This window comes from Streptomyces sp. NPDC021622, from assembly GCF_040640795.1.
Classification (GTDB): domain Bacteria; phylum Actinomycetota; class Actinomycetes; order Streptomycetales; family Streptomycetaceae; genus Streptomyces.
The window spans coordinates 505,552-531,948 of record NZ_JBFACK010000003.1 but is presented as its reverse complement, the minus strand read 5'-3'; the positions used below and the strand labels follow the sequence as shown (position 1 = coordinate 531,948).

Genomic DNA, 26,397 nt, shown 5'->3' with positions numbered 1-26,397 from the left:
GGGGACGGCTTGTGCTCGGGGATCCGGGGGTTGCTCCCGGGGATGCCGCTCACGCCTTCGCCGCCCCTCCGTCGCCCTCCTGCTCGTGGTGGGTCAACAGGGCGCGCTGTTCCTCCAGTTCGTGCTGGTGCTCCACGGCGTCGAGCCGGTCGGCCTCCAGCATTTCGTGCACGGAGTTCATCAGGGTCTCCATGTCCACCACACCGGTGTACTCGCCGCGCCGCCCGGTGACCGCGACCCGCCCCGCGTTGTCCGTGAGCACCGCTTCGAGCGCGTCGCGCAGGGTGGCGTCACGGGTGACGGTGTCGTGCACGAGGGTGCCCGCGCGGGCCAGCGAGCCCTTGGCGCGCATCAGGTCGCCGCGCCGCAGCCACTTGTAGGGGCGGCGGCGCTTGTCGAGCAGCAGCAGTTCGTTCGTGCCGCTGGACCGCAGCTTGTCGAAGATCTCCTGGAGCGGGTCGTCGACGGTCACCGTCGCGAAGTCCGCGATCTCCACATCGCGTACGCGGGTGAGGTTGAGCCGCTTCAGAGCCGCGCCCGCGCCGACGAAACCCGACACGAAGTCGTCGGCGGGGTTGGTGAGGATGGCCTCCGGAGTGTCGAACTGCGCGATGTGCGAGCGCTCCCGAAGCACCGCGATGCGGTCGCCCAGCTTGATCGCCTCGTCGAAGTCATGGGTGACGAAGACGATCGTCTTGTGCAGCTCGTGCTGGAGCCGGATCAGCTCGTCCTGGAGGTGGTCGCGGGTGATCGGGTCGACCGCGCCGAACGGCTCGTCCATCAGCAGCACCGGCGGATCGGCCGCCAACGCCCTTGCCACCCCCACGCGTTGCTGCTGACCGCCGGAGAGCTGGCGCGGATAGCGGTTGTGGAACTCGACGGGGTCGAGCCCGACCAGGTCGAGCATCTCCTCGATCCGGTCCTTGATCCGCGACTTCCCCCAGCCGATCATCTTCGGTACGAGCGCGATGTTCTGAGCCACCGTCATGTGCGGAAAGAGCCCGGACGCCTGGATCGCGTAGCCGATCTTGCGGCGCAGTTTCACCGGGTCCATGTCGGTGACGTCCTCGCCGCCGATGCGGATACGGCCGCTGGTCGGCTCGATGAGCCGGTTGATCATCTTCAGCGTGGTCGACTTACCGCAGCCCGACGGGCCGACGAAGATGACGATCTCGCCCGCCTTGATCTCCATGCTCACGCTGTCCACTGCGGGGTCGCTGCTGCCCGGATAGCGCTTGGTGAGGTTCTCAAGATCGATCGTCGCGCCGGTCGTGGCGGCCGGGGCCGCGGTGTCCTCGGCGGTCGCGGTGGTCTCAGACACGGATACCCCTCGGGATCGTCAGCCGGCCGATCAGGACGTACGCGGCGTCGAAGAGCAGGGCCAGGATGATGATCCCGAGCGTGCCCGCGAGCACCTGGTTGAGCGCGTTCTTGCTGCCCAGCGAGCCGATGCCGCGGAAGATCTCGTTGCCGAGGCCGGGGCCCGACGCGTACGCGGCGATGGCGGCGATGCCCATCAGCATCTGCGTCGACACCCGGATGCCGGTGAGGATCGGCGGCCAGGCGATCGGCAGTTCCACCCGCACCAGGCGGGTGATCCGCGACATCCCGATGCCCTTCGCGGCATCGACCAGGGAGGGGTCGACGCCGCGCAGGCCGACGATGGAGTTGCGCACGATCGGAAGCAGCCCGTACAGGGTCAGCGCGATGACGGTGGGCGCGACACCGAGCCCGACGATCGGGATCAGCAGACCGATCATGGCGAGCGACGGGACGGTCAGAAGGGCGGAGGTGGCGGTCGTGGCCAGATTGCCCGCCCACTCGCTGCGGTACGTGACGATGCCGATCAGTACGCCGATGACGGTCGCCACGACCATGCACTGGAATACCGCGCTCGCGTGTTGGTACGCGTCCGTCAGCAACTGCTGGTGGCGGTTGCCGAGGTAGTCCCAGAAGTTCACTGAACTGCTCACCTCACCCAGGCGCGGTTCAGACGGCACCGGGAGGCTCCCGACGCCCGCGTGCTGCGTACGACGCTCGCTGTTCGATCCCTACCTACCCGCGTCAGGCATCACCTGACGCCTGTTCGACCAGCGGGATGATCCGCAGCGGAACAGGGTTCTCCATGACGATCGCCGTGGAAGCCCGGACGATGCCATCAAAACCCACCACCCGGTCGATCACACGTTGGAGATCCGCGTTCGACCGGGCGACGAGACGGCAGAGCATGTCGCCGTGACCGGTGATGGTGTGCAGTTCGAGCACCTCGGCGACGGTCGCCAAATGCGCCCGTACATCTGCCCCCTGACCCTGTTTGATCTCCAGCGTGGCGAAGGCCGTGACGGGGTAGCCGAGGGCCGCCGGATCGACGTCCGGGCCGAAGCCGCGGATGACTCCGTTCGACTGAAGGCGGTCCATCCGGGCCTGTACGGTGCCGCGCGCGACGCCGAGCCGCCGGGACGCCTCGAGGACGCCGATACGGGGCTCGCGGGCGAGCAGCACGATGAGCCTGCCGTCCAGATGATCGATCGCCATGGTCGCCTCTGTCTCCCCTGCGGTGGTGGTCATCATGTACAGATAGCCCCGCCATACTGACCCGTCACTGGTCAGATTGCCCAGCAAAAACGCGAACTATTGCGCACCTTGCGATACGGCGGGAGCCTGCGGATATGGCAGCTACCGCGAACACCCAGCCCACGTCGGCCACCTCTGGCACCCCCAACACCGCGCGCGAGGCAGACCCCTTCCCGGTCAAGGGAATGGACGCGGTCGTCTTCGCCGTGGGCAACGCCAAGCAGGCGGCCCACTACTACTCGACGGCCTTCGGCATGAAACTCGTGGCGTACTCCGGCCCGGAGACGGGCAGCCGCGAGACCGCCTCCTACGTCCTGACCAACGGCGCCGCCCGGTTCGTCCTCACCTCCGTCATCAAGGCGTCGACGGACTGGGGCCACTTCCTGGAGAGCCATGTCGCCGAGCACGGCGACGGCGTCGTCGACCTCGCCATCGAGGTGCCGGACGCGCGGGCGGCGTACGCGTACGCCGTCGAGCACGGGGCGCGCGGGATCACCGAGCCGTACGAGCTCAAGGACGAGAACGGCACGGTGGTGCTCGCCGCCATTGCGACGTACGGCAAGACCCGCCACACGCTGGTGGAGCGCACCGGCTACGACGGCCCCTACCTGCCCGGCTTCTCGCCCGCCTCGCCGATCGTCGAGCCGCCGGCCAAGCGGACCTTCCAGGCGATCGACCACTGCGTCGGCAACGTCGAGCTCGGCAAGATGAACGAGTGGGTCGCCTTCTACAACAAGGTCATGGGCTTCACGAACATGAAGGAGTTCGTGGGCGACGACATCGCGACGGAGTACAGCGCGCTGATGTCGAAGGTGGTGGCGGACGGCACCCTGAAGGTGAAGTTCCCCATCAATGAGCCCGCCATCGCGAAGAAGAAGTCCCAGATCGACGAGTACCTGGAGTTCTACGGCGGCGCGGGCGTCCAGCACATCGCGCTCGCCACGAACGACATCGTGGAGTCCGTCCGCACGATGCGCGCGGCGGGCGTCAAGTTCCTGGACACCCCGGACTCCTACTACGACACCCTCGGCGAGTGGGCGGGCGAGACCCGCGTCCCCGTGGAAACCCTCCGCGAGCTGAAGATTCTCGTCGACCGCGACGAGGACGGCTACTTGTTGCAGATCTTCACCAAGCCGGTCCAGGACCGCCCGACGGTCTTCTTCGAGATGATCGAACGCCACGGCTCGATGGGCTTCGGCAAGGGCAACTTCAAGGCACTGTTCGAGGCGATCGAGCGGGAGCAGGAGAAGCGGGGCAATCTGTAGCGGTACGGATCGCCCTCCGGGCGCGGCGAGCGGGGCCCGGGCCCGCCGCCGCGCTTCCCGTTGGCCGGTGGGCGGGCGTGCTCCCGCCCGTGCCGGCGGTGGCTCGCGGGGTCCCCTTGGCCCCGGCGGGATCTCCCGCCCACCCGCTTGCCCGGGGGTGTGTCTGCCGGCCGGCAGCGTGCCTGCTCCTGCCCGTGCCGGCGGCGGCTCGCGGCGTGCCCGTGGTCCCGGCGCTTCGCGCGGGATTTCCCACCCGCCCGCCCGATTGCCCGGCGTTGTGGCAGTGGCCCGTTTGTCTGCCAGCCGACCGTTTACCTGATCCGGCGCTTCGCGCGGGACTTCCCGCCCACCCGCCCGTTTGCCCCGTAGCTGCCCACCCACCCCCTGCACCCTCGCCGTCCACTGCGGGGAATCGGGTGGGTGGGCGGGAAAGAATCCGCCGCGAAGCGGCGGGCCAGGTAGGTGCGGACCTGCAGGCGAAGGACCCGTCGGCCAGGCGGGCGTCAGCTCTCAAGGCTCCTCGGCCCCGGCGGGCATCAGCTCAAGGCCCGTCGGCCAGGCGGGCGTCAGCTCAAGGCCCCCCGGCTCCGGCGCGCGTCAGCTCTGGAGGGGAGAAGGCTTCCGGGAGGAGGACGGGGACGGGGACCGGGATGGCTTCGGGGATGGGGCGGTGGGCTGGGGCGTGGCCCGTGCGGGCGGTGCGGGCGGTGCCGCCTGCCTTGGGGCAGGGGCGTACATCTGGGGCGGGCCGCCCTCCGGGGGGTCGCCCAGGGATTTCAGGGCCGATTGGGCCGCGGGGGTCAGCAGTGGGGAGAAGTGCGGGTTGATGCGGAGGGCCTCGGTGATGTGGCGGCGAGCCGCGCCGTACCTGCCCAGCTCCCGCTCGATCTCGCCCCGGTGGTAGGCGAAGGCCGCACTGCGCGGGCCCTTGTCCGTTGCCTTCGTGGCGTACTTCAGGGCCAGTTCGGAATCGCCGGAACGATGCAGCGCCCAGCCCAGCGCGTCCGCCACCTCCGGGCTCGGATGCCGCTTGAACTCCGCCCGAAGCCGCCGAACCGCCTCCTCCGGATCACCGTGGTCCGCCTCGAACAGGCCCAGGATCCGCTCGTCGTTGACGCCGTTGACCCCCTCCTGCTCAATCCGGGCCCTCAGTACCTCGTACTGCGCGCGCGCCGCCGGAGTCAGGCGGAGCGACTCGTACAACTCGCCAAGGGCCAGGGCGTATTCAGGTGCGGGCTGACGGGTCAGGGCGCTTCGGTACGCGTTCAGAGCCTCCGGCGTACGGCCGAGGGCCGCGAGCGCGCGGCCCTTGCCCGCCAGGGAAGGGTGGTGGTCCGGGTCCGCGGTGAGCGCCGCCTCGTAGTAGCGCAGGGCCTCCGCCGGCTCACCCCGCTCCCACGCCAGCTCGCCCACCCGGTGCAGGCACAGGGCCTTCTCCGCGGGCCCTTCCGCCAGCGCCGCCGCGTCCGCCAGCGTCGCCGCCGCGTCCTCGCGCCAGCCGCGGTCCCGGTACACCTGCCCGGCCCGCACCATCACCGGGCTGCCCGAGCGCAGCTCCTGGAGGGTCTCCAGCGCCTTGCCCACCGCCTTCGCCTTGCCCAGGCCGCTGTACGCGTCGATCAGGACGGGGTACGTCGTCCACCGCTTCGGCGACGCCTTGACCGCGCTCTCGCCCCACTTCCGCGCCCCACGGAAGTCGTGCCGCGCGTTCGCCAGCGCCGCGAGCCCCGTCAGCGCCTCCACGTTCCCGGCGGGCCGCGCCTTCAGCGACGTACGCAACGCCTGCTCGGCCTTGGGGTAGTACGCGGTGTCCGCGGTCCGCCGCCCCCGCTCGACGTAGGCGGCCCCGAGCACCGCCCACGAGTGGTCGTCGGCGGGATGCGCCCGCAGATGCGCCTCCCGCTCCCCGATGAGCACCGCGAGGTCCGGCAGCGAGGCCGGCACCCCGGCACCCGCCGCGGCCATCGCCCGTCCGGCGGGCCCCAGCGCGGGCGGCGCCGCCTTCCCGCCGCCGTCGGGCAGCACCACGAGTACGCCGCCGAGCACCGCACACCCGGCGACGGAGGCGATCAGTACGCGCTTCACCGAAGGCTTCATGACGCACACTGTGCGTCAATACGAAGAGCACATCCCGGCACGCGGACCGGCGTCGCACACGGGTTCACACCGATGGCCCCGGGTGCGAGGCTGTGATCATGAGCCGCACACTCATCGAACTCCTTCACGAGGGCCTCCCCGCCGACGCCGTCCTCACGGACCCGGACATCACGTCCTCGTACGCGAACGACATGGCGAGCTTCTGCGACGCCGGCACCCCCTCGGTCGTCGTCCTGCCCCGCACCGTCGAGCAGGTCCAGCACGTCATGCGCACGGCGACCGAGCTCCGCATCCCGGTGGTCCCGCAGGGCGCCCGCACGGGCCTGTCCGGCGGCGCGAACGCCAGCGACGGCTGCATCGTGCTGTCCCTGGTCAAGATGGACCGCATCCTGGAGATCAGCCCCGTCGACCGCATCGCGGTCGTCGAACCGGGCGTCGTCAACGCCGACCTCTCCCGCGCAGTCAACGAACACGGGCTCTACTACCCGCCGGACCCGTCGAGTTGGGAGACCTGCACCATCGGCGGGAACATCGGCACGGCCTCGGGCGGCCTGTGCTGTGTGAAGTACGGAGTGACGGCGGAGTACGTGCTCGGCCTCGACGTCGTCCTTGCCGACGGACGGCTCATGAGCACCGGGCGGCGTACGGCCAAGGGCGTCGCGGGCTACGACCTCACGCGCCTCTTCGTCGGCTCCGAGGGAAGCCTCGGCATCGTCGTCCGCGCGGTCCTCGCCCTGAAGCCGCAGCCGCCCCAACAGCTGGTTCTGGCCGCCGAGTTCGGCTCGGCCGATGCCGCCTGCGACGCCGTATGCAAGATCATGGAAGGGGGGCACGTCCCCTCGCTCCTCGAGCTGATGGACCGTACGACCATCAGGGCCGTGAACGCGCTGGCCAACATGGGCCTGCCCGAGACCACCGAGGCGCTGCTCCTCGCCGCCTTCGACACTCCGGACCCGGCGGCCGACCTCGCCGCCGTCGGCGCGCTCTGCGAGGCCGCGGGCGCCACCCAGGTGGTCCCCGCCGAGGACGCCGCCGAGTCCGAACTGCTGCTACAGGCGCGGCGGTTGTCGCTCACCGCGCTGGAAGCCGTCAAGGGCACGACGATGATCGACGACGTGTGCGTGCCGCGCTCGAAGCTCGCGGACATGCTCGCCGGCGTCGACCGCATCGCCGATAAGTACAGCCTCACGATCGGGGTCTGCGCGCACGCCGGCGACGGCAACACCCACCCCACCGTCTGCTTCGACGCGGCAGACCTCGACGAGGGCCGCCGCGCCCGCGAGTCCTTCGACGAGATCATGGCCCTCGGCCTGGGACTCGGCGGCACGATCACCGGCGAGCACGGCGTGGGCGTCCTGAAGAAGGAGTGGCTGGCACGCGAGGTCGGCCCGGTGGGCGTGGAGATGCAGCGTGCCATCAAGTCGGCCTTCGATCCGCTGTCCCTCCTCAACCCGGGCAAGCTCTTCTGAGGTTTCGAAAGCTCTGGCTCCGCTGTCGCCCCCATGGCTGCGGAGCTCACTCACCGTCCTTGGACTCGTCGCTCGGCCACGGGTCGCGCAGCCAGAGGTCGTCGGCCGGGGTCGGCGTGAGCAGCTCGGCGAGGCCGTCGTCGATGCCGAGCCGCTCGGCCTCAGAGCCCGGAGGGACCACCCGCAGCGTGCGCTCGAGCCAGGCGGAGACGGCGGCCGCGGGCGCCTCCAGGAGCGCGTCACCGTCGGGTGAACTCAGCGCCATCAGGACGACACTGCGCCCCTCGACCTTGGTCGGCCAGACCCGGACGTCGCCGTGGCCGCAGGGCCTGAACACTCCCTCGACGAGGAGCTCGCGGGCGAACGTCCAGTTCACCGGGTGCTCGGAGCCGATGTGGAAGGCGATGTGGACGGCGTACGGATCGTCGGTGCGGTAGGTGAGGCGGGCCGGGACGGGGATGGCGCGTTCCGGAGAGAGGACGAGTTTGAGCTCAAGCTCGCGTTCCACCACGGTGTGCATGTCGGTGCGTTCCTTCCTTGTTCGGGGCCCTGGGAGCGGACCCGTGCAAGGAGAGAGCGCGAGGTGGCCGGAGCATTACGCGACTTCCGGAAAGTTTTTTCGCGGAGGTGCGCGGAGGGTTCGCGGAGTGTCCTCGGCACCGCTGAACTGTGCCCCGATGGGGGCCGGAAGAGCAGGACCCGCACAGCCGGCGGCGGAGGTCTGATAGATGTGGAGCCTCAAAAAGACCCCCGAGCAGATACGGGACGACGGACATGAGCGCCCCAACTCCGGCCCCAGGCGACGACAGGCCCCGCGAAGGCTACTACCCCGATCCGTCCATTCCCGGATATGTCCGGTACTGGAACGGCGCGGCCTGGGTGCCCGGTACGAGCCGTCCCGCCCCGTCCGAAGGCGAAACGCTGTCCGCACCGCCCGGCGCGGGTGCGGCGGCGGCTCCCGCGGCATCGCTGCCGCCTGCTGAGCCCGCTGAGCCCGCGGCGCCCGCCGCGGAGGAGACCGGTCCGGTCTTCTTCGACGAGGAGCCGATGCAGGAGGCGACGGGCGGCGCCACCTCAGCTGCGGCCTCCGCTGCCGCCGACGCTCAGCACGGGGCGAGGCCCGAGCCCGCGTCGGCGTGGCAGGCGGACGCGGGGCAGCAGACGGGACTCGGCGGCGAGCAGGACCGGCGGGTGTCGTGGGGTGCGGCGGGGCAGGGCGATCCGCGGGACCCGCGCGTACCGAGCGAACGCCCGGCGGCCCAGCCGGAGCCCCCATCTCCCTCTCCTTCTTCTCCTTCTCCTTCTCCGTCCCCCTCCGCCTCTCCCTCTGCGGGGGAGGAGGGGCCCGGCACGGTGCAGATCCGCGCAATCAAGCCGGGTACGTCCGGTGCATCGGGTGCATCGGGTACGCCCGCCAAGCAGCCGCCGCCGGCGACCGACGGCACCGTCACGTTCCGCAGGCCCAGTGGGCCGTTGCGGCCCGCCGCGGCGAACGAGCAGCCCTCGGCCGGTACCGAAGGCACCATGGCGATCAGGGCCCTGCGCCCGAAGTCCTCCGGCGGCGCGCCGCAGGCCGCTGTTCCTCCGCAGGCCGCGGCCTCGCCCGCACCGGCCCCTGCCCAGGCGCCCGCGCAGCCTTCCGTTCCGCAGCAGGGCGGTGCGCACGGCGGCGTGCCGTCGCCGGTGACCTCGGGGCCGGGCGGCGGTTCGCCCTCGTGGGCCCAGCAGGTCCACCAGCTCGCCGAGTCCGACGGCCGGGCGCAGCCGCCGGTGGCGCCGTGGAAGCCGGTCGCCAACGATCCGTTCCTCGCGGCGGCGCAGGCCCAGGCGGCGGCGCGGCCGGCGGGCATGGGCAAGCGGTTCGCGGCGCGGCTCATCGACACGGTCGTGCTCGCCGTGGTCACCGGTGCGGCCGCGCTGCCGCTCGGCACGAAGGCCGCCGATCACGTCGACAGCAAGATCGACGCGGCGAAGATGTCCGGCGAGAAGGTCACGGTGTGGCTCCTGGACGGCACCACCGCGGGCTACCTGGGCATGGTCCTGGCGGTCCTGCTCGTCTTCGGCGTCCTCTACGAAGCGCTGCCGACCGCCAAGTGGGGTCGGACGCTGGGGAAGAAGGTGCTGGGGCTCGAGGTGCGGGACATGGGCGAGCACGAGGCGCCGTCGTTCGGGGCGGCGTTGAAGCGGTGGCTGGTGTATGCGGTGCCGGGCGTGCTGGTGATCGGACTCGTGGGCGTCCTGTGGGGCCTCTTCGACCGCCCGTGGCGCCAGTGCTGGCACGACAAGGCAGCGGGCACGTTCGTGGCGGGCTAGCGTTTCCCTTTCCCCAACCCCGCCCCTTCCCGGCTGTGACATTTGCGGCTCCGCCGAGTTCGTCCTCAATCGCCGGACGGGCTGAAAGGGTGGGCGGGCAACTGCCGGGCAATCGGGTGGGTGGGCGGGAAAGCTTTCGCCGCGAAGCGGCGGTACGGCGGCGCAGCCGACGACGACGCGTGGGTAAACCGGGGCCGCTGCCGGGCAATCGGGTGGGCGGGAGGGAAAGATCCGCCGCGGAGCGGCGGTCTTGAGCGGCCCCCCTTAACCCGTACAGCCGCTCGCCGGATGCGGACATCGCGCCCTCAGGGTCCACTCGCCCCATGAGTACCGAACCGCCGCCGTACCCGCCGCCCCCCGACGACGACAACGACCCCTTCCGGAAGCAGCCCCCGCCGACCACACCGCCGTACGGCGGAGGAGGCGGCGGTGATCCCTACGGGAGCGGCGGCGGGTACGGCGCGCAGGATCCCCTCGCCGGGATGCCACCCCTGGCCGACAGCGGGAAACGCGTCCTCGCCCGCATCATCGACATGATCCTCGTCGGCGTGGTCGTCTGGCTGCTCTCCTGGCTCTTCAACACCAACGAGTTCGACGTCGACCCGGACAAGGTCGAGTACGGCAAGAGCTTCGGCCAGTCCCTGCTCGCCGCCGTGCTCTACATCGCGTACGACACCTATCTGATCGCCAAGACGGGCCAGACCCTCGGCAAGAAGTGGCTGGGGATGCGGGTGGCGAACCTCAACGACGGGGCGACGCCCGCCCTGCAGGCCGCGCTCGCCCGCGCGGCCGTCCTCTGGATCCCGTTCGCGTTCTGCTGTGCCTGCATCTGGACGGCCATCTGCGGCGGCTGGAGTTTCTTCGACAAGCCCTACAAGCAGGGCCTGCACGACAAGGCGGCCAAGACGGTGGTGGTCAGCACCACTTAGCGGGACGCGGCGGCGGCTGCCTCGGTGACAACAGCGGGCTCGTGATCCTCACGGGCCCGCTGGTTCGCGTACGGACTCGGCGAGCACAGGCGCGGCGGCGGCCCGCTGAACCGGCACGCGCTCCTCGGCGGTGCGTGCGACGGAAGCGACCCGCGCGGCCGGAGCGGCCGGCTTCGGCCGGGGAACGGTCATGGCGACCATTAACCCGAGACCGAGCGCGGCGAAGACTATGACCGCCACCCCGATCCCCGAACTCGTCTGGGAGAGCAGCAGCATGGCGAGCGTCGAGAAGACGACGGTCACCGTTCCGTACGTCAGCTGGGCGGGTGTGGGACGAGGCAGCGGCATGGGACGAGGCATGGCGTAATCCGTCCTCGGAAACAGCGGATGCGGAGGGGTGTCGAACCGTATGAGTTGTGCTGTATAACCGTGGATCCGAAGTGCTGTACACGAATCAAAGGGTGCCCGGCGACGGCGACTTGAGAAGTGCCGTCGCACGCTGTGGCACACCGTCGATTGACTCTAATCCGCTGCATGCCCGACGGGAACGGGCGGTAAGCGTGACCTAACCCACGGTGCGGCAGCACAGGGGGCGCACGGGTTCATGGCGTCCACCAAGTGGACGTCCGGACGCGCCTGTTGACCTTCTCGGCGGACGCCCACGCGCGTTCCGGCAGCCGCCCGCGCGTGTCCGGATAGCGGATCTCCGGGACTGCATAATGCACTTGGCCTGTTCAAGTCAAGGTCTGTCTTTTCTCCTGTATCTCCGGTCGAATGTCGTCACTTGTGACGCGTTTCGCGCGCGGACCTCCTCCGACCGGGACTCGTCCGCCCCCGCGCGGACGCGGGGGAGGACAGCATCAAGTGACAGTCAGAAGACGGACGTTCAGAGCCACCGCGGCTGCCGTGGCGATGGCCGCGGCCGCCGCCACGTTCTCGGCAGCCACCGCATCGGCCGAGGACGGCGGGGCAGGCAGTGGGGACGCGGCTCCCGCCATCGACCGGCAGGACCCGAGCAGGGCCAAGGCCCAGGTCGACCACGACCTCGAAGGCCCCTTCAGCAAGCAGCAGGCCCAGCAGCGCCAGTCGGCCCTCGAGCAGGTCGTCGCGGGCGACGCGAAGATCCAGAAGCGCGACGGCTCGCAGGTCGTGAAGCTCGACGACAAGAAGTACGTCGAGCTCGGCCGCGAGCGGACCGACAAGATCTTCACGATCCTGGTGGAGTTCGGGGACAAGGTGGACGACACCACCATGTACGACCCCGACGGTCCCGAAGGACCCGAGAAGCCGGCCAAGAAGTACGGCGGCAAGCCCGGCCCCGCGCACAACAAAATAGCCGAGCCGGACCGTGCGAAGGACAACAGCACGGCCTGGCAGAAGGACTACAACCAGAAGCACTTCCAGGACCTCTACTTCGGTGAGGGCAAGGACGCCAAGGGCAAGACCAAGCACTCGCTGAAGACCTACTACGAGAAGACCTCGTCCGGCCGTTACTCGGTCGACGGCGAGGTCTCCGACTGGGTCAAGGTCGACTACAACGAGGCGCGCTACGGCTCCAATTACTGCGGCGACACCAACTGCGCCAATGTCTGGGACGCGGTGAAGGACGGCGTCACCGCCTGGACCGCCGACCAGAAGGCCCAGGGCCGCACGGACGCGCAGATCAAGGCGGACCTCGCCAAGTACGACCTGTGGGACCGCTACGACTTCGACGGCGACGGCAACTTCAACGAGCCCGACGGGTACATCGACCACTTCCAGATCGTCCACGCGGGCGAGGACGAGTCGGCCGGCGGCGGCGCCGAGGGCACCAACGCCCTCTGGGCGCACCGCTGGTACGCGTACGGCAACGACGCGGGCAAGACGGGCCCGGCCGACAACAAGGCCGGCGGCACGCAGATCGGCGACTCGGGCATCTGGGTCGGCGACTACACGATGCAGCCGGAGAACGGCGGCCTCGGCGTCTTCGCCCACGAGTACGGCCACGACCTGGGTCTGCCCGACCTGTACGACACCACGGGCAAGGCCGAGAACTCGGTCGGCTTCTGGTCGCTGATGTCGGCGGGCTCCTGGCTCGGCACCGGCAAGGACTCCATCGGCGACCTGCCGGGCGACATGACCGCCTGGGACAAGTTCCAGCTGGGCTGGCTCGACTACGCCAAGGCGAAGGCGGCGACCAAGTCGACGCACAAGCTGGGTGTTTCGGAGTACAACACCAAGAACAAGCAGGCCCTCGTGGTCGACCTGCCGAAGAAGGCCGTCACCACCACGGTGGTCAAGCCGACCGAGGGCTCCAAGCAGTGGTGGAGCGACCAGGGCGACGACCTCAAGAACACCCTGACGCGGTCGGTCGACCTGACCGGCAAGTCCAAGGCCGAGCTGTCCCTTGACGGTTGGTGGGACATCGAGGCCAACTACGACTACCTCTACACCGAGGTGTCGACGGACGGCGGCGCCAACTGGACGCCCGTGGACGGCACCGCGGACGGCAAGGCCATCCCGCGCGACGCCGGTGACAAGCCCGCGTTGACGGGTGTCTCGGGTGCGTACAAGAAGCTCGCCTTCCCGCTCGACGCGTACGCAGGCAAGAAGATCGACCTCCGTTTCCGGTACGCGACGGACGGCGGCACCGCCGGCAAGGGCTTCGCGGCCGACAAGCTCGCCGTCACGGCGGACGGCGCGAAGCTCTTCGAGGACGGCGCCGAGGGCGACGACAACGGCTGGACGTCCAAGGGCTTTTCGCGCATCGGCGAGTCCTTCACCAAGGACTACGACCAGTACTACCTCGCGGAGAACCGCCAGTACGTGTCGTACGACAAGACCCTGAAGGTCGGCCCGTACAACTTCGGCTTCTCCAAGTCCCGTCCGGACTGGGTCGAGCACTACCCGTACCAGACCGGCCTGATGGTCTGGCAGTGGGACACCTCGCAGAAGGACAACAACGTCAGCAAGCACCCCGGCCAGGGTCTGATCCTGCCGGTGGACGCGCACGCCAAGCCGCTGAAGTGGGCGGACGGCACGTTGCTGCGGAACAAGATCCAGCCGTTCGACGCGCCGTTCAGCAAGTACGGGACGGACGCGTTCACGCTCCACAACGCGGACGTGGCGCTGAAGATCAAGTCCCAGAAGGGCGTCCCGGTCTTCGACGACCGCAAGGGCACCTACTGGTTCAAGGAGAACCCCACGGGAAGCGTGAAGGTCACTGACACCAACACGCAGATCAAGATCGTCAAGCAGCCCAAGGATGGCTCGTCGATCACGATCCAGGTGGCTCCCTCGGTGAAGTAATTCGCATTTCCGCAGGTCAAAGCATGATCGGCCGTCGCCCTCTAGCGGGCGGCGGCCGTTCGTGTTTAGGTGCGTCCAGAGGATTTCTTATTGACGCGAGGTCCGGCCAGGGGCCTCGTGCGATGTCTCACGGGGGTGTGCCCAACCATGTCCGCAGGAGGTTTCAGCAGGCTGCCGAACGGCACCGTGGTGGTGGCCCTGACGCTGCCGAGCCCGTCGGTGTGCGGGGGGAATGTCCGGATGATCGTCCACGCGGTGAACCGGGCGAGGGCGCTGACGCGGCTGCGGAATCTCGGGCTGCGGGCGGTGTATCTGCGGGGCAACGCGGAGCCGCCTACGCCGGATGAGATCACGGCGGTTCTGCACCATCCCGACGGCCTCATATGGCGCACCGCACCGGACGCTGCGGCTGAGCTTTGGCATCCGATTCGCGCCCTGATGCGGCAGCGGCCGGGGGTCAGGTCGTCCGGGGTTTGAGTGGTTCGTGCGTCATCTGCGGGTGCGTCGTGGCTGGTCGCGCAGTTCCTCGCGCCCCTTCGGGGCGCGCCCGAGCTCGCCTAGACGACCGGCTTCCCGGTGAGTTCCACGCCCGCCTCCCGCAGCTCCTCCAAGGCCCGCTCCGTCGTCGCCTCCGCGACGCCCGCGGTCAGGTCCAGGAGGACCACCGTGCTGAATCCTTCCCGCACGGCGTCAAGCGCGGTGGCCCGTACGCAGTGGTCCGTGGCGATGCCGACCACGTCCACCTCGGTGATGTGCCGCGCCCGCAGCCAGTCCGCGAGGGATACGTCGTTCTCGTCGACCCCCTCGAAGCCGCTGTACGCGGCCGAGTAGGCCCCCTTGTCGAAGACCGCGTCGATCGCCCCCGAAGCGACCACCGGCGCGAAGTTCGGGTGGAAGCCGATCCCCTCGGTCCCCGCCACACAGTGCGGCGGCCAGGAGCGGACATAGTCCGGGTGGTCGGAGAAGTGGTCGCCCGGCTCGATGTGGTGGTCCCGGGTGGCCACCACGTGCCGGTAGCCCGCCGGGGCCTGGCCGATCAGCTCGGTGATGGCGGCGGCCACGTCCGCGCCCCCGGCCACCGCGAGGCTGCCGCCCTCGCAGAAGTCGTTCTGCACATCGACGACGATCAGAGCGCGGCGCATCGGGTGTCCTTCGGTCGGCAAGGCTGGCTGGTAGGTGCGGGGGACTCGGCCGGATGAACCGAGCGTAGAGACTTCCGTTGCGTTGCGGGAGGGGGCGTTCGGCTGCCCCGGCGCGCGGCCACCGGCCGTCCCGTGGCGTCAGGCGTACTCCGTGGGAATGACCGCCTCGCCCTTGGAGAGCTGGGTGGCCGAGAGGGGGAGCCGGGCCCGTGCCGCGGCGTGCCGGTCGCGGACCGTGTCGAGCGGCTCGCGCGCCACCACCTCACCGCCCTTGATCAGCTCGACGAGGAGTTCGTGGTCGGCGAGCTCCACCGGCACCGGGCCCGTGCCGATCACCTCGGCCTCGGCGACCCCGTGCTCGTCGGGCCGCCGGGCGGCCCACTTGCGGCCGCCGACGGACGACTTCCCGCCCACGGACTTCTTCGCCACCGCCTCCAGCGGAGCTTGAGGGTCCGCCGAGTGGGCGCGGGCCACCAGCTTGTAGACCATCGAGCAGGTGGGGTGCCCGGACCCGGTGACCAGCTGGGTGCCCACGCCGTACGCGTCGACGGGCGCCGCGGCCAGCGAGGCGATGGCGTACTCGTCGAGGTCGGACGTCACGACGATCTTCGTCTTCGTCGCGCCGAGCTCGTCCAGCTGCTGCCGCACCCGGTGCGCGACAAGGAGCAGGTCGCCGGAGTCGATGCGTACGGCGCCGAGCTCGGGCCCGGCGACCTCGACGGCCGTGCGGACGGCCTCGGTCACGTCGTACGTGTCGACCAGGAGCGTCGTGCCGGGGCCGAGGGAGTTGACCTGGGCCTGGAAGGCGTCCCGTTCGTTGTCGTGCAGGAGGGTGAAGGCGTGCGCGGACGTGCCGACCGTGGGGATGTCGTAGCGGAAGCCCGCCGCCAGGTCGGACGTGGTGGTGAAGCCGCCCACGTACGCGGCGCGCGATGCGGCGACGGCCGCCAGTTCGTGGGTGCGCCGTGCGCCCATCTCGATCAGCGGGCGCTCCCCGGCGGCCGATGCCATCCGGGACGCGGCGGCCGCGATCGCCGAGTCGTGGTTGAGGATGGAGAGGATCACCGTCTCCAGGAGGACGCACTCCGCGAAGGAGCCCTCGACGCGCAGGATCGGCGAGCCCGGGAAGTAGACCTCGCCTTCCGGATAGCCCCAGATGTCACCGCGGAAGCGGTACGAGGCGAGCCACTGCAGGGTCTCCTCGTCGACGACACGGCGCTCGCGCAGGAAGCCGATGACGTCGGCGTCGAAGCGGAAGTTCTCCACGGCGTCCAGGACCCGCCCGGTGCCGGCCACCACTCCGTAGCGCCGTCCTTCGGGCAGTCTGCGCGTGAAGACCTCGAAGACGGAGCGCCGGTCGGCGGTGCCCGCCTTCAGCGCGGCCTGCAGCATCGTCAGCTCGTAGTGATCGGTGAAGAGCGCCGTCGACGGAACATCCACCGGCAGCCCAAGGTCCGCTGTGTTCATACGAAGGATGCTACCCCGCATCTCGTCACTCTGACGATTTCCCGGGTCCATTTGTGCGATGGCCCCCTGCGGGTGGCAGCATGGGACAAGTGAGTACGGCTCCCGCAGAGATCACGCGCCCGGAATCGGCCGAAGAGACGTTCGCCGTCCCTGAGCCGGACGTCCCCTGGATCACGCTCGTCCACAACGACCCGGTCAACCTGATGAGCTACGTGACGTACGTGTTCCAGGCGTACTTCGGGTACTCGAAGCACAAGGCCACCAAGCTGATGATGGATGTGCACCACAAGGGCCGAGCCGTGGTCTCCACCGGCACGCGCGAAGAGATGGAGCGCGACGTCCAGGCCATGCACGGGTACGGGCTTTGGGCCACCCTCCAGCAGGACCGCAAGTAGCAGGCCGACAGCAGTGGACCGGAAGCAGCGACGCATCTGATGCCAGGACAATTCGAAGCGATCCCCGGGGGCGGCGCCGCCGTCGCGCTCGACGAGGTCGAGATCTCGATCATCCGCTCCCTCGCCGTCCAGCTCCTGGAGCTGATCGGCCCCGGACCGGGAGAGGACGCCTCCGACGACCCGCTCGCCGAGCTGTTCGCGGAAGGCCCCAGTGAGCCGCCGACCGACCCGGTGCTCCAGCGGCTGCTTCCCGACGCGTACGGCGGACCGGGCAGTGAGGAGGGCTCCGCCGATGCCGACGAACTGCGGGCGTACTCCGCGGAGTTCAGGCGCTTCACCGAGAACGACCTGCGGGCCAAGAAGCGGGACGACGCCCTCGTGGTGATCCGCTGCCTGGACTCCATGACGGCGGCCGGCGACGGCGGCGCCGTCCTCAAGCTGTCGGCGGAGGAGTCCCGGCACTGGCTCGGCGCCCTCAACGACCTCCGGCTCGCGATCGGCGCGCGCCTCGACGTCATTGACGAGGAGGACACGGACCTCCTCTACCAGCTGCCGGACGAGGATCCGCGCAAACCGATGGTGATGGCCTATTTGTGGCTGGGCGGTCTGCAGGAGACGCTGGTCGGCACGTTGATCGTGTAGTGGAACGGCTCACTTGGGCCGAAAGTCGATGTAGACGGCACCTGTAACAGGTGTTCGCTCAGCGGATCCTCAAATCCGGATAACGATCGCGTCACTTCAATGCCCCCGTATGACGCCGCGGGGGAATTTTGTCCGCTTCTTCCAGTGGTCTGCGCCACACGTGGCTGAGCCGATCACTGTTGCGACCGTGATAAATCTTCACGACCACTCGGTGACGCCACCCATGTCACCGATGGCGCTCGGGCCGGCAGACCGCCGGTAGCACTCCATCCATATCCGGGGGGATCAGGACCTGATCCGTGGCCATTCGCAGACTGCGGGCACGGATCAGCGTGGAGAAAGGCGTCACCATGACCTCAGTGCAGGTCGAAGAGCATCACGACGGCAATGAGGCCGATCAGGCCAAGGGCTCGTCCGGTTCATCCGGCGAGGGCTATCAGCGCGGGCTCGGGGCCCGACAGATCCAGATGATCGCGATCGGCGGTGCCATCGGCACCGGCCTGTTCCTCGGCGCGGGCAAGGCCATTCACAAGGCCGGGCCCAGCCTCATCCTGGCGTACGCCATCGCCGGCCTTGTCATCTTCTTCATCATGCGGGCCCTGGGCGAGCTGCTCATGTACCGCGCCGTCTCCGGTTCCTTCTCGGAGTACGCGCGCGAGTTCATCGGCCCGTTCTTCGGATACGTGACCGGCTGGACGTACTGGCTCTTCTGGGTCGTCACCGGCATCACGGAAGTCACGGCCGCGGCCCAGTACATGCAGTACTGGACAGACAACGCCATCCCACAATGGGCGTACGCGCTGATCTTCACGGTCATCCTGTACGGCGCCAACCTGATCTCCGTGAAGCTCTTCGGTGAGCTCGAGTTCTGGTTCTCGATGGTCAAGGTCACCGCGATCATCGGCATGATCCTCATCTGCGCCGGCATCCTCACCATCGGCTTCTCCGACGCCGGTGACACCGCGTCCGTGAGCCACCTGTGGGACCAGGGCGGGTTCTTCCCCAACGGCATCGGCTCCACGCTGATGACACTGCAGATCGTGATGTTCGCCTTCCTCGCCGTCGAGCTGGTCGGCGTCACCGCGGGCGAGTCCAAGGACCCCGAGAAGACCCTGCCCAAGGCGATCAACACCGTGCCGTGGCGCATCGCCGTCTTCTACGTCGGCGCGCTCATCATGATCCTCTCGGTCGTGCCGTGGACGTCCTTCAAGCCGGGCGTCTCGCCGTTCGTGAAGGCCTTCGAGGAGATGGGTCTGGGCGTCGGCGCCGCCATCGTCAACTTCGTCGTCCTGACGGCCGCGCTCTCCTCCTGCAACTCCGGCATGTACTCCACCGGCCGCATGCTGCGTGACCTGGCGCTCAACGGCCAGGGCCCGAAGTTCTTCACCAAGCTCACGAAGAACGGCCTGCCGCTGGTCGGCACCACCTTCTCCGCGGCCCTGATGCTGGTCGGCGTCTGGATCAACTACCAGTGGCCGGGCGAGGCGTTCAACTACGTCGTCTCCTTCGCCACCATCTCCGGCATGTGGGCCTGGATCATGATCCTGGTCTGCCAGATCAAGTACCGCCGCAAGGCCGACCGCGGCGAGCTGCCGCAGTCCACCTTCCGGGCTCCGGGCGCGCCGTACACGAGCTGGTTCGCCCTGCTCTTCATCGGCATGGTCATCGTGATGATGGGCGTCGACAAGGACGCGCGCATCTCGCTCTACGCGGCCCCGGTGTGGGCGCTCATCCTGGGCGTCGGCTACCTGGTCATGCAGAAGCGCAACGCGCAGCCGACGGGCGGCGGCGACGCCGAGCCGCAGGACGCGATCAAGTCCTGACTCCCGTCTGATCCCTGCTGATCCCAGCATGTGGGCCGATCCGTACCATCCCTCGGTACGGATCGGCCCCTCTGCTTATCCTGGCTCCCATGCTGACCCTGACCCAGGCCCTCCACGACCAGATCGTCGCGCACGCGCGCCAGGACCACCCCGACGAGGCGTGCGGCGTGGTCGCGGGTCCCGCGGGCACCGGCCGCCCCGAGCGCTTCATCCCGATGCTGAACGCGGCCCGCTCGCCCACGTTCTACGAGTTCGACTCGGGCGATCTGCTCAAGCTGTACCGCGAGATGGACGACCGCGACGAGGAGCCGGTGATCGTCTACCACTCGCACACGGCGACCGAGGCGTACCCCTCGCGCACCGACATCACGTACGCGAACGAGCCCGGCGCGCACTACGTCCTGGTCTCCACGGCGGACACCGACGGCGCGGGCGACTTCCAGTTCCGCTCCTACCGGATCGTCGACGGCGAGGTCACCGAGGAAGAGGTAAAGGTCGTCCAGGCATACTGAGCCTCACCTTTGAGGCGGCAGGACCCAGGAAGCCGGTGCGAATCCGGCACGGTCCCGCCACTGTGACCCCACCCTTCGCGGGTGGGGCAGTCAGGAACTGACCTGCCGCCTTCTCCCACGGATACAGGGGACGCGGAATCCCCTGGAGGAGGCACAGCCCAGCCATGTCCCGCCCCCTGCGCGCACTCATAGCCGCCGCCCTGCTCGCCCCGCTCGCCGCGTGCACGAGCTCCGCGGAGCCCGATTCCGCGCCGGGGGCGAAGGCCGCCGGGTTCCCGTACACCGTCACCAACTGCGGCGTGAAGACGACGTACGATGCGCCCCCGAAGCGCGCCGTGACGATGAACCAGCACACGACGGAAGTGATGCTGGAGCTCGGCCTTGCGGACCGCATGGCGGGCACCGCCTTCCTGGACGACAAGGTCCTTCCGTCGTACGAGAAGGCCTACGCGTCCGTCCCGGTCCTGGCCAAGGAGTACCCCTCCTACGAGAAGCTGCTCGCCGCCAACCCCGACTTCGTGTACGGCGGTTACCCCAGCGCCTTCCTCGCGGGCGAGGGCCGCAGCCGCGCGGCGCTCGCGAAGTCCGGCATCAGGACCCGCCTCGACGTGGAGGGCTGCGCGAAGCGCCCGGTGACCATGGAGGACGTCTTCCGGGAGGTCCGCGAGGTCGGCTCCACCTTCGGGGTACGGGCACGGGCGGACCGCTGGGTGAGCGGCGCCGAGCGCCAACTGGCCGAAACCGAGAAGCAGTTGAAGGACAGGAAGCCGCTCCCGGTCTTCGTGTACGACAGCGGCGACAAGACGGCCTTCACGGCGGGCGGCCGCGGCATCGGGAACGACATCATCAAGCGCGCGGGCGGCCGCAACGTCTTCGCCGACCTGGACAAGTCCTTCGGCGACGCGTCCTGGGAGTCGGTGGTGGACAGCAGCCCCGAGGTGATCCTGATCCTCGACTACGGCGGCACGACGGTCGCCCAGAAGAAGCGCCGCCTCCTGGAGGACCCGGTGCTCGCCGACGTCCCTGCCATCAAGAACAAGCGGTTCGCGGTGCTGCCGCTGTCGGATGTGGTGACGGGGGTAAGGGCCCCGGCGGCGGTAGGGAAGCTGGCATCGCAGCTGTGAAAATCTCAGCCCGTCCGGCGTTTGAGGACGAACTCGGCGAAGCCGGTGACTCTCCGGTCAGCACACGGCCGGCGAAGCCGGAACATTCGGGAAGGGGCGGGATCGGGGAAAGAAGGCCGCCCTACGCAGCCGTGATCGCCGGGCTCCTCGTGGCCCTCGCCGCAGCGGCAACCGCAGGCCTCGCCCTCGGCTCGGTCAAGATCCCCGTGACCGACGTCCTGGAGATCCTCACGGGCAGGGCGGAACCCTCCCCCTTCCGCACGATCGTGCTGGACGCCCGCCTCCCCAGGGTCCTGCTCGGCGCAGCCGTCGGCGCGGGCCTCGCCGTCATAGGCACGGTCCTCCAGGCCCTGGTCCGCAACCCCCTCGCGGACCCCTTCCTCCTGGGAGTCTCCTCCGGCGCGTCGGCCGGCGCGGTCGCCGCCATCGTCCTCGGCAGCGCCTTCGGCATCGGCGCGGGCCTGTCCATCACAGTCACCATCCCCGCCGCGTCCTTCGCGGGGGCACTCCTCTCCCTGCTCCTCGTCTACACCCTGGCCAGAAGCGCCGGCGGCGGCTTCGCCACCGGCCGGCTGATCCTGGCGGGCGTGGCCGTCTCGTACATCCTCTCCGCCCTGACCAGCCTGATCCTGGTCGTCGCGGACAGCACGGACCACCTGCAGGAGGTCCTGTACTGGACGCTCGGCGGCCTCGGCAGCGCCCGCTGGGGCATGCTGGCCCTGCCCGCCGGCGTACTGATCGTCGGCACGGCGCTCCTGCTCGCCCTGGCCCGCCCCCTGGACCTGCTCCTCGTCGGCGAGGAGGGCGCCACCGTCCTCGGCCTGGACACCGCACGCTTCCGTGCCGCCGTCTTCGTCCTCGCCTCGCTCCTGACCGGCGTACTCGTCGCGTACAGCGGAGCGATCGGCTTCGTCGGCCTGATGGTGCCGCACGCCGCCCGGATGCTGGTCGGCGCATCGCACCGCGCGCTCCTTCCGGTCGCGGCGCTTGCGGGCGCGGTGTTCCTGGTGGCCGCCGACCTCGCCGCGCGCACGGTCGCCGCCCCGCAGGACATCCCGGTGGGCGTGCTCACCGCGCTCACCGGCGGCCCGTTCTTCCTGTGGCTGCTGCGCAGGAGCCGTGGCGGGGAGGCGGCCGTATGACCGCCCTGAGCACCGAGAACCTCTCCTACCGGGCCCCCGGCGGCCGTCTCCTCGTCGACGGCGTCACGCTGCACGCCGCGGACGGCGAGACCGTCGGCATCGTGGGACCCAACGGCAGCGGCAAGACGACCCTCCTGCGCTGTGTGTACGGCACGCTGACGCCCACCGGCGGCCGCGTCCTCCTGGACGGCGACGACCTGGCGGGGCGCTCGGCCAAGGCCCGCGCCCGCCGCATCGCCACCGTTCCGCAGGACGGCCACGGCGGCTTCGAGCTCACCGTCCGGCAGATCGTCGCGATGGGCCGCTCCCCGCACAAACGCTTCTGGGAGGCGGACACGGCCGAGGACGAGCGTCTCGCCCGCGCGGCCCTCGAGCGGGTCGGCGCGGCCGCCCTCGCGCACCGCACATTCGCCGGGCTCTCCGGCGGCGAGCGCCAACGCGCCCTGGTGGCAAGGGCGTTGGTGCAGCAGCCCGCCGTACTGATCCTCGACGAGCCGACCAACCACCTGGACATCCGCTACCAGCTGGAGATCCTCGGCCTGGTCCGCGCCCTCGGCACGACCAACCTCCTCGCCCTGCACGACCTGAATCTCGCGGCGTACTACTGCGATCGTCTGTACGTTCTCGACGCCGGCCGCCTCGTCGCGTCAGGACCGCCGAAGGAGGTCCTGACCAGCGAGCTCCTGGCCGAGGTGTACGGGGTGGCGGCAGAGGTCTCGGTACACCCCGCGACCGGGGCGCCGACGGTCACGTATCTCCCGCCATCCACGTGATGGACGTAAACCGTCCACCATGCGAGATCACATTCCAGAACCCGGACCGGGAATCGATACGATGACCGCATGGTTCCCCACGACGTGAGCGACAAGATGCCGGGCATGCTGCTCGTTGCGCGTCTGCACGTCGATCTGTGCAGGCTCTCGAGCGCGATCTGTCCGCGCTGACCGCTGCCGCCGTACGGCCGTGAGCCGCGGCGCCACCACCGCGTCCTGCCCTTGCACCACGCATTACGCATCAAGCACCACGCACCCGCACGACCGGGCCGCCGCGCGCCCACCACGTGACTTCTCCCGACAGGAGCCCCCAGCCATGGCCATCGAGGTCCGCATCCCGACCATCCTCCGCACCTACACCGACGGCGAGAAGGCCGTCCAGGGCGGTGGGGACACCCTCGCCGAGCTCTTCGCCGACCTCGACTCGCGGCACCCGGGCATCGCCGAGCGCATCGTCGAAGGCGACAAGCTGCGCCGCTTCGTGAACGTGTACCTGAACGACGAGGACGTCCGCTTCCTGGACGGCATCTCCACCAAGCTCACCGACGGCGACAACGTCACGATCCTCCCGGCCGTGGCCGGCGGCATGGTCTGATCCCGGATGCCTCGCTACGACTCCCCGCTGGCGGCCGTGGGCAACACGCCCCTGGTCCGTCTGCCGCGCCTGTCCCCAACGGACGACGTACGCATCTGGGCGAAGCTGGAGGACCGGAACCCGACCGGTTCCATCAAGGACCGCCCGGCGCTGCACATGGTCGAACAGGCGGAGAAGGACGGACGGTTGACGCCCGGCTGCACGATCCTGGAGCCGACGTCCGGCAACACCGGCATCTCGCTCGCGATGGCGGCCAAGCTCAAGGGCTACCGCATCGTGTGCGTCATGCCGGAGAACACCTCGCAGGAGCGGCGTGACCTCCTCGCCATGTGGGGCGCGGAGATCATCTCCTCCCCGGCGGCGGGCGGCTCCAACACGGCGGTGCGCGTCGCCAAGGAGCTGGCGGCGGAGCACCCGGACTGGGTGATGCTCTACCAGTACGGGAACCCGGACAACGCGGGCGCGCACTATGCGACGACCGGCCCGGAGATCCTCGCGGACCTGCCCTCCATCACCCACTTCGTGGCGGGCCTCGGCACGACGGGCACGCTGATGGGCGTCGGCCGTTTCCTGCGCGAGCAGAAGCCGGACATCAAGATCGTCGCGGCGGAGCCCCGCTACGACGACCTTGTCTACGGCCTGCGGAACCTGGACGAGGGCTTCGTCCCCGAGCTGTACGACGCGTCCGTCCTGACGTCCCGCTTCTCCGTCGGCTCGGCGGACGCGGTGACGCGCACGCGGGAGCTGCTCAAGCAGGAGGGCATCTTCGCGGGCGTCTCCACCGGGGCGGCCCTGCACGCCGCGATCGGCGTGGGCAAGAAGGCGGTGGCGGCCGGGGAGTCCGCCGACATCGTCTTCGTCGTGGCCGACGGCGGCTGGAAGTACCTGTCGACGGGCGTCTACACCGCACCGACGACCGAGGCGGCCATCGAGACTCTGCAGGGGCAACTCTGGGCGTAGGCAGGTCCCCGCGGGACCTGCCCTCAAACGGCGGACGGGCTGGATCTTCCAGCCCGTCCGCCGTTGTACGTCCGTTGTACGTCCGTTGTGCGTCCTACCCCGCCAAGTGCCGGACCTGATCCCAGAGCGCCGGGTCCACGATCCCCGCCCGCCTCCGGAACTCCCACACCGGTACGTCCCGCAGCTCGTCCGTCTCCAGGAAGCTGGGCCGGCCGTGCGCGTCCCCGACGGAGCCCGGCGGCAGCGGAATCACCCCGGCCCGCTCGTCGTGGTACTTGCTGGTGATCTTCGCGACGACCGCGCTCTCGCCCCGCACCGACAGCACGAGACAGGGCCGGTCCTTGCCCCCGGGCCCGTCCTCGTACGGCACCTTCGCCCACCAGATCTCCGCCGGCTTCGGCGCGGGCAGCCTGCGCCGAGGCCCGCGCGGCCGGCCCGGCGGCCGGGTGGTCCGCCCGCGGGGGCCGCGGCTGCCGCGACCCCGGCCGTCCACCACCGCGGCGACCACGGCGAGCACCACCACAGCGGCAAGGGCGAGCCACCATGACGTATCCATACCGCAGACGGTACCGGCGCGCTCCCGCTCCCGCGCTCGGCACCTACGGGGCGGTCGGGATCAGGGAGTTGTGAAGCTCGACGACCACAGTGTCGAACGGTGGCGCTCCAAGCTCCGTCGCCGCCGGGATGACCGTCCCGTCCAGGAAGCGCCGGAACGCGTCTTCCGACTCCCATACGTCGATGACTTGCCAGCCACCCGCACTGCCATGTGCGGATCCCTCGATTCACAGTTGGCGACAGCTTTTGGTTTCCGACGCTAAATCCGCAGATGGGCGACAGCGAGCGCAGCCGAGCCGCCCTGCGCCGTCCGGTGGAACGCGGCGTGCTGTGCCCTGGACGTGCCCTCGGGCCCGACCTCGAACAACTGGACCCCAGATGGCAGCCGAACCGGTGACAGCGCAGGTGAGTTCCCCCACAACGGCCCGCGACGGAGGAGCGACCGGCCCTTTTGCGCCTTACGCTCGACGGATCGCAGAACTCCTCGAAGAGCCTCTGGCAGGTTTCTTCGCGAGCCCCCGCTAGGCCCTCGCACAACCCCCGTTTCGCCCCCGGAGGTTCCAGCTCCATGAAGCTCACCGTCGTCGGCTGCTCGGGGTCGTTTCCGTCCGCGGACTCGGCCTGCTCGAGCTACCTCGTCGAGGCCGACGGCTTCCGGCTGCTGCTCGACATGGGCAATGGCGCCCTGGGCGAGCTGCAGCGCCATGTCGGTCTCTACGACCTCGACGCGATCTTCCTCAGCCATCTGCACGCCGACCACTGCATCGACATGTGCGCCTACTTCGTGGCGCGCTACTACCGGCACGACGGCGGCCGCTGCGCCCCCATCCCGGTCTACGGCCCCGAAGGCACCGAGCAGCGCCTGACGACCGCGTACGCGGACACGCCGTCGGCCTCCTCCATGAGCGAGGTCTTCGACTTCCACACGGTCAAGCCGGCCACCTTCGAGATCGGGCCCTTCACGGTCCGTACGGAGAAGATGCGGCACCCGGTGGAGGCGTACGCCATCCGCGTCGAGCACGGCGGCAAGGCACTCACGTACTCGGGTGACACCGGTGTGTGCGACGCGCTCGACGAACTCGCCGCGGACGCCGATCTGTTCCTCTGCGAGGCGGCCTTCACGCACGGCAAGGAGAGCATCCCCGACCTGCACCTCAACGGCCGCGAGGCCGGCGAGTCCGCCCGCAGGGCCGGCGCACGGCGGCTCGTGCTCACCCACATCCCGCCGTGGACGGACCCGCAGGTCAATCTGGCGGACGCCCGTGCGGTGTACGGCGGCCCGGCGGAGATCGCGGTGCCGGGCAGGTCGTACGAGGTCTAGTCGTACGAGGT

General features: G+C 69.7%; 26 protein-coding genes and 1 riboswitch. Of the genes, 17 read left to right on the top strand and 9 right to left on the bottom strand.

Going from position 1 to position 26,397, the window contains the following annotated elements:
- Nucleotides 1–49 precede the first annotated feature (49 nt).
- The 3 genes from AB0G47_RS09860 to AB0G47_RS09850 form a co-directional block, all read right to left on the bottom strand.
- Nucleotides 50–1,321, bottom strand: a complete 1,272-nt coding sequence (locus tag AB0G47_RS09860; protein WP_360766228.1) for a betaine/proline/choline family ABC transporter ATP-binding protein — start codon at nucleotides 1,319–1,321, stop codon at nucleotides 50–52.
- A complete protein-coding gene (locus AB0G47_RS09855; RefSeq protein ID WP_360766595.1) occupies nucleotides 1,314–1,961 on the bottom strand; it encodes an ABC transporter permease in 648 nt (215 codons plus the stop codon). The genes AB0G47_RS09860 and AB0G47_RS09855 overlap by 8 nt, the downstream gene beginning before the upstream one ends.
- Nucleotides 1,962–2,064: 103 nt before the next feature.
- Nucleotides 2,065–2,535: an Lrp/AsnC family transcriptional regulator gene (locus AB0G47_RS09850; RefSeq protein ID WP_266869774.1), complete on the bottom strand. Its 471-nt coding sequence runs from the start codon at nucleotides 2,533–2,535 to the stop codon at nucleotides 2,065–2,067.
- Between the two features lie 134 nt (nucleotides 2,536–2,669).
- Here AB0G47_RS09850 and hppD point away from each other — a divergent pair, with 134 nt between their 5' ends.
- Complete coding sequence (gene hppD / locus AB0G47_RS09845) at nucleotides 2,670–3,839, top strand: 4-hydroxyphenylpyruvate dioxygenase (protein WP_360766225.1); 1,170 nt, start codon at nucleotides 2,670–2,672, stop codon at nucleotides 3,837–3,839.
- A gap of 597 nt (nucleotides 3,840–4,436) precedes the next feature.
- Here the strand turns inward: hppD and AB0G47_RS09840 are convergent.
- Nucleotides 4,437–5,936: a tetratricopeptide repeat protein gene (locus tag AB0G47_RS09840; RefSeq protein WP_360766223.1), complete on the bottom strand. Its 1,500-nt coding sequence runs from the start codon at nucleotides 5,934–5,936 to the stop codon at nucleotides 4,437–4,439.
- Nucleotides 5,937–6,034: 98 nt separating this feature from the next.
- Here AB0G47_RS09840 and AB0G47_RS09835 point away from each other — a divergent pair, with 98 nt between their 5' ends.
- On the top strand, nucleotides 6,035–7,405 hold the full coding sequence (locus AB0G47_RS09835) for an FAD-linked oxidase C-terminal domain-containing protein (RefSeq protein ID WP_360766220.1): 1,371 nt from the start codon (nucleotides 6,035–6,037) through the stop codon (nucleotides 7,403–7,405).
- A 46-nt stretch (nucleotides 7,406–7,451) separates the two neighbouring features.
- Here AB0G47_RS09835 and AB0G47_RS09830 read toward each other — a convergent pair whose 3' ends face one another.
- Nucleotides 7,452–7,925: an SsgA family sporulation/cell division regulator gene (locus tag AB0G47_RS09830; RefSeq protein WP_360766218.1), complete on the bottom strand. Its 474-nt coding sequence runs from the start codon at nucleotides 7,923–7,925 to the stop codon at nucleotides 7,452–7,454.
- Between the two features lie 254 nt (nucleotides 7,926–8,179).
- Between AB0G47_RS09830 and AB0G47_RS09825 the strand changes: the two genes are divergently transcribed.
- Together AB0G47_RS09825 and AB0G47_RS09820 are read left to right on the top strand one after the other, a co-directional pair.
- A complete protein-coding gene (locus tag AB0G47_RS09825) occupies nucleotides 8,180–9,718 on the top strand; it encodes an RDD family protein (RefSeq protein WP_360766216.1) in 1,539 nt (512 codons plus the stop codon).
- A gap of 323 nt (nucleotides 9,719–10,041) precedes the next feature.
- Nucleotides 10,042–10,647: an RDD family protein gene (locus tag AB0G47_RS09820; RefSeq protein WP_360766213.1), complete on the top strand. Its 606-nt coding sequence runs from the start codon at nucleotides 10,042–10,044 to the stop codon at nucleotides 10,645–10,647.
- Nucleotides 10,648–10,695: 48 nt separating this feature from the next.
- Here the strand turns inward: AB0G47_RS09820 and AB0G47_RS09815 are convergent, their stop codons facing one another.
- Nucleotides 10,696–10,989, bottom strand: coding sequence for a hypothetical protein (locus tag AB0G47_RS09815; protein ID WP_360766591.1), 294 nt, complete (start codon nucleotides 10,987–10,989; stop codon nucleotides 10,696–10,698).
- A gap of 522 nt (nucleotides 10,990–11,511) precedes the next feature.
- On the opposite strand from AB0G47_RS09815, the gene AB0G47_RS09810 reads away from it, so the two are divergent.
- On the top strand, nucleotides 11,512–13,935 hold the full coding sequence (locus AB0G47_RS09810) for an immune inhibitor A domain-containing protein (RefSeq protein ID WP_360766210.1): 2,424 nt from the start codon (nucleotides 11,512–11,514) through the stop codon (nucleotides 13,933–13,935).
- 147 nt (nucleotides 13,936–14,082) lie between these two features.
- Nucleotides 14,083–14,412, top strand: a complete 330-nt coding sequence (locus AB0G47_RS09805; RefSeq protein ID WP_360766207.1) for a hypothetical protein — start codon at nucleotides 14,083–14,085, stop codon at nucleotides 14,410–14,412.
- 80 nt (nucleotides 14,413–14,492) lie between these two features.
- On the opposite strand, the gene AB0G47_RS09800 is transcribed toward AB0G47_RS09805, so the two are convergent.
- Together AB0G47_RS09800 and AB0G47_RS09795 are read right to left on the bottom strand one after the other, a co-directional pair.
- A complete protein-coding gene (locus tag AB0G47_RS09800; RefSeq protein WP_360766205.1) occupies nucleotides 14,493–15,077 on the bottom strand; it encodes an isochorismatase family protein in 585 nt (194 codons plus the stop codon).
- Nucleotides 15,078–15,215: 138 nt separating this feature from the next.
- The gene (locus AB0G47_RS09795) at nucleotides 15,216–16,544 is read right to left on the bottom strand and encodes a nicotinate phosphoribosyltransferase (RefSeq protein WP_266866508.1); all 1,329 of its coding nucleotides are present in this window, start codon (nucleotides 16,542–16,544) and stop codon (nucleotides 15,216–15,218) included.
- 80 nt (nucleotides 16,545–16,624) lie between these two features.
- Between AB0G47_RS09795 and clpS the strand changes: the two genes are divergently transcribed.
- The 10 genes from clpS (at nucleotide 16,625) to AB0G47_RS09745 (ending at nucleotide 24,510) form a co-directional block, all read left to right on the top strand.
- On the top strand, nucleotides 16,625–16,939 hold the full coding sequence (gene clpS / locus AB0G47_RS09790; protein WP_266866510.1) for an ATP-dependent Clp protease adapter ClpS: 315 nt from the start codon (nucleotides 16,625–16,627) through the stop codon (nucleotides 16,937–16,939).
- Between the two features lie 39 nt (nucleotides 16,940–16,978).
- The gene (locus tag AB0G47_RS09785) at nucleotides 16,979–17,581 is read left to right on the top strand and encodes a DUF2017 domain-containing protein (RefSeq protein WP_360766202.1); all 603 of its coding nucleotides are present in this window, start codon (nucleotides 16,979–16,981) and stop codon (nucleotides 17,579–17,581) included.
- Nucleotides 17,582–17,931: 350 nt separating this feature from the next.
- Complete coding sequence (locus tag AB0G47_RS09780) at nucleotides 17,932–19,404, top strand: amino acid permease (RefSeq protein ID WP_360766199.1); 1,473 nt, start codon at nucleotides 17,932–17,934, stop codon at nucleotides 19,402–19,404.
- 89 nt (nucleotides 19,405–19,493) lie between these two features.
- Entirely contained in the window at nucleotides 19,494–19,916 is a 423-nt protein-coding gene (locus tag AB0G47_RS09775) for a M67 family metallopeptidase (RefSeq protein WP_266866516.1), read from the top strand.
- Nucleotides 19,889–20,037: riboswitch (cobalamin riboswitch) on the top strand. It overlaps the preceding gene by 28 nt.
- Nucleotides 20,038–20,080: 43 nt before the next feature.
- Nucleotides 20,081–21,040, top strand: coding sequence for an ABC transporter substrate-binding protein (locus tag AB0G47_RS09770; protein ID WP_360766196.1), 960 nt, complete (start codon nucleotides 20,081–20,083; stop codon nucleotides 21,038–21,040).
- A gap of 134 nt (nucleotides 21,041–21,174) precedes the next feature.
- Nucleotides 21,175–22,182, top strand: coding sequence for an iron ABC transporter permease (locus AB0G47_RS09765; protein WP_360766588.1), 1,008 nt, complete (start codon nucleotides 21,175–21,177; stop codon nucleotides 22,180–22,182).
- The gene (locus tag AB0G47_RS09760) at nucleotides 22,179–22,955 is read left to right on the top strand and encodes an ABC transporter ATP-binding protein (RefSeq protein WP_360766193.1); all 777 of its coding nucleotides are present in this window, start codon (nucleotides 22,179–22,181) and stop codon (nucleotides 22,953–22,955) included. Before AB0G47_RS09765 ends, AB0G47_RS09760 begins: the two co-directional genes overlap by 4 nt.
- A gap of 69 nt (nucleotides 22,956–23,024) precedes the next feature.
- Nucleotides 23,025–23,126 carry a putative leader peptide gene (locus tag AB0G47_RS09755; RefSeq protein ID WP_323178622.1) on the top strand — a complete coding sequence of 34 codons (102 nt, stop codon included), beginning with the start codon at nucleotides 23,025–23,027 and terminating at the stop codon, nucleotides 23,124–23,126.
- Between the two features lie 145 nt (nucleotides 23,127–23,271).
- Nucleotides 23,272–23,550 carry a MoaD/ThiS family protein gene (locus AB0G47_RS09750; RefSeq protein WP_360766190.1) on the top strand — a complete coding sequence of 93 codons (279 nt, stop codon included), beginning with the start codon at nucleotides 23,272–23,274 and terminating at the stop codon, nucleotides 23,548–23,550.
- Nucleotides 23,551–23,556: 6 nt separating this feature from the next.
- The gene (locus AB0G47_RS09745; protein WP_360766187.1) at nucleotides 23,557–24,510 is read left to right on the top strand and encodes a cysteine synthase; all 954 of its coding nucleotides are present in this window, start codon (nucleotides 23,557–23,559) and stop codon (nucleotides 24,508–24,510) included.
- A gap of 94 nt (nucleotides 24,511–24,604) precedes the next feature.
- Here AB0G47_RS09745 and AB0G47_RS09740 read toward each other — a convergent pair whose 3' ends face one another.
- Nucleotides 24,605–25,066 (bottom strand): type II toxin-antitoxin system PemK/MazF family toxin, encoded by a 462-nt coding sequence (locus AB0G47_RS09740; RefSeq protein WP_266866524.1) that lies wholly within the window; start codon nucleotides 25,064–25,066, stop codon nucleotides 24,605–24,607.
- A 567-nt stretch (nucleotides 25,067–25,633) separates the two neighbouring features.
- On the opposite strand from AB0G47_RS09740, the gene AB0G47_RS09735 reads away from it, so the two are divergent.
- On the top strand, nucleotides 25,634–26,386 hold the full coding sequence (locus AB0G47_RS09735) for an MBL fold metallo-hydrolase (protein WP_360766183.1): 753 nt from the start codon (nucleotides 25,634–25,636) through the stop codon (nucleotides 26,384–26,386).
- Nucleotides 26,387–26,397 lie beyond the last annotated feature (11 nt).

Excerpts from the sequence above, each read along its gene's own strand:
- AB0G47_RS09780 (WP_360766199.1), top strand. The coding sequence starts at position 17,932 with ATGACCTCAGTGCAGGTCGAAGAGCATCACGACGGCAATGAGGCCGAT.
- AB0G47_RS09755 (WP_323178622.1), top strand. The coding sequence starts at position 23,025 with ATGGTTCCCCACGACGTGAGCGACAAGATGCCGGGCATGCTGCTCGTT.
- AB0G47_RS09840 (WP_360766223.1), bottom strand. The coding sequence starts at position 5,936 with ATGAAGCCTTCGGTGAAGCGCGTACTGATCGCCTCCGTCGCCGGGTGT.
- AB0G47_RS09740 (WP_266866524.1), bottom strand. The coding sequence starts at position 25,066 with ATGGATACGTCATGGTGGCTCGCCCTTGCCGCTGTGGTGGTGCTCGCC.
- AB0G47_RS09750 (WP_360766190.1), top strand. The coding sequence starts at position 23,272 with ATGGCCATCGAGGTCCGCATCCCGACCATCCTCCGCACCTACACCGAC.
- AB0G47_RS09770 (WP_360766196.1), top strand. The coding sequence starts at position 20,081 with ATGTCCCGCCCCCTGCGCGCACTCATAGCCGCCGCCCTGCTCGCCCCG.
- AB0G47_RS09850 (WP_266869774.1), bottom strand. The coding sequence starts at position 2,535 with ATGGCGATCGATCATCTGGACGGCAGGCTCATCGTGCTGCTCGCCCGC.
- AB0G47_RS09820 (WP_360766213.1), top strand. The coding sequence starts at position 10,042 with ATGAGTACCGAACCGCCGCCGTACCCGCCGCCCCCCGACGACGACAAC.
- hppD (WP_360766225.1), top strand. The coding sequence starts at position 2,670 with ATGGCAGCTACCGCGAACACCCAGCCCACGTCGGCCACCTCTGGCACC.
- AB0G47_RS09800 (WP_360766205.1), bottom strand. The coding sequence starts at position 15,077 with ATGCGCCGCGCTCTGATCGTCGTCGATGTGCAGAACGACTTCTGCGAG.
- AB0G47_RS09835 (WP_360766220.1), top strand. The coding sequence starts at position 6,035 with ATGAGCCGCACACTCATCGAACTCCTTCACGAGGGCCTCCCCGCCGAC.
- AB0G47_RS09735 (WP_360766183.1), top strand. The coding sequence starts at position 25,634 with ATGAAGCTCACCGTCGTCGGCTGCTCGGGGTCGTTTCCGTCCGCGGAC.
- AB0G47_RS09775 (WP_266866516.1), top strand. The coding sequence starts at position 19,494 with ATGCTGACCCTGACCCAGGCCCTCCACGACCAGATCGTCGCGCACGCG.
- AB0G47_RS09825 (WP_360766216.1), top strand. The coding sequence starts at position 8,180 with ATGAGCGCCCCAACTCCGGCCCCAGGCGACGACAGGCCCCGCGAAGGC.
- AB0G47_RS09830 (WP_360766218.1), bottom strand. The coding sequence starts at position 7,925 with ATGCACACCGTGGTGGAACGCGAGCTTGAGCTCAAACTCGTCCTCTCT.
- AB0G47_RS09795 (WP_266866508.1), bottom strand. The coding sequence starts at position 16,544 with ATGAACACAGCGGACCTTGGGCTGCCGGTGGATGTTCCGTCGACGGCG.
- AB0G47_RS09805 (WP_360766207.1), top strand. The coding sequence starts at position 14,083 with ATGTCCGCAGGAGGTTTCAGCAGGCTGCCGAACGGCACCGTGGTGGTG.
- AB0G47_RS09760 (WP_360766193.1), top strand. The coding sequence starts at position 22,179 with ATGACCGCCCTGAGCACCGAGAACCTCTCCTACCGGGCCCCCGGCGGC.
- AB0G47_RS09785 (WP_360766202.1), top strand. The coding sequence starts at position 16,979 with ATGCCAGGACAATTCGAAGCGATCCCCGGGGGCGGCGCCGCCGTCGCG.
- clpS (WP_266866510.1), top strand. The coding sequence starts at position 16,625 with ATGGGACAAGTGAGTACGGCTCCCGCAGAGATCACGCGCCCGGAATCG.
- AB0G47_RS09745 (WP_360766187.1), top strand. The coding sequence starts at position 23,557 with ATGCCTCGCTACGACTCCCCGCTGGCGGCCGTGGGCAACACGCCCCTG.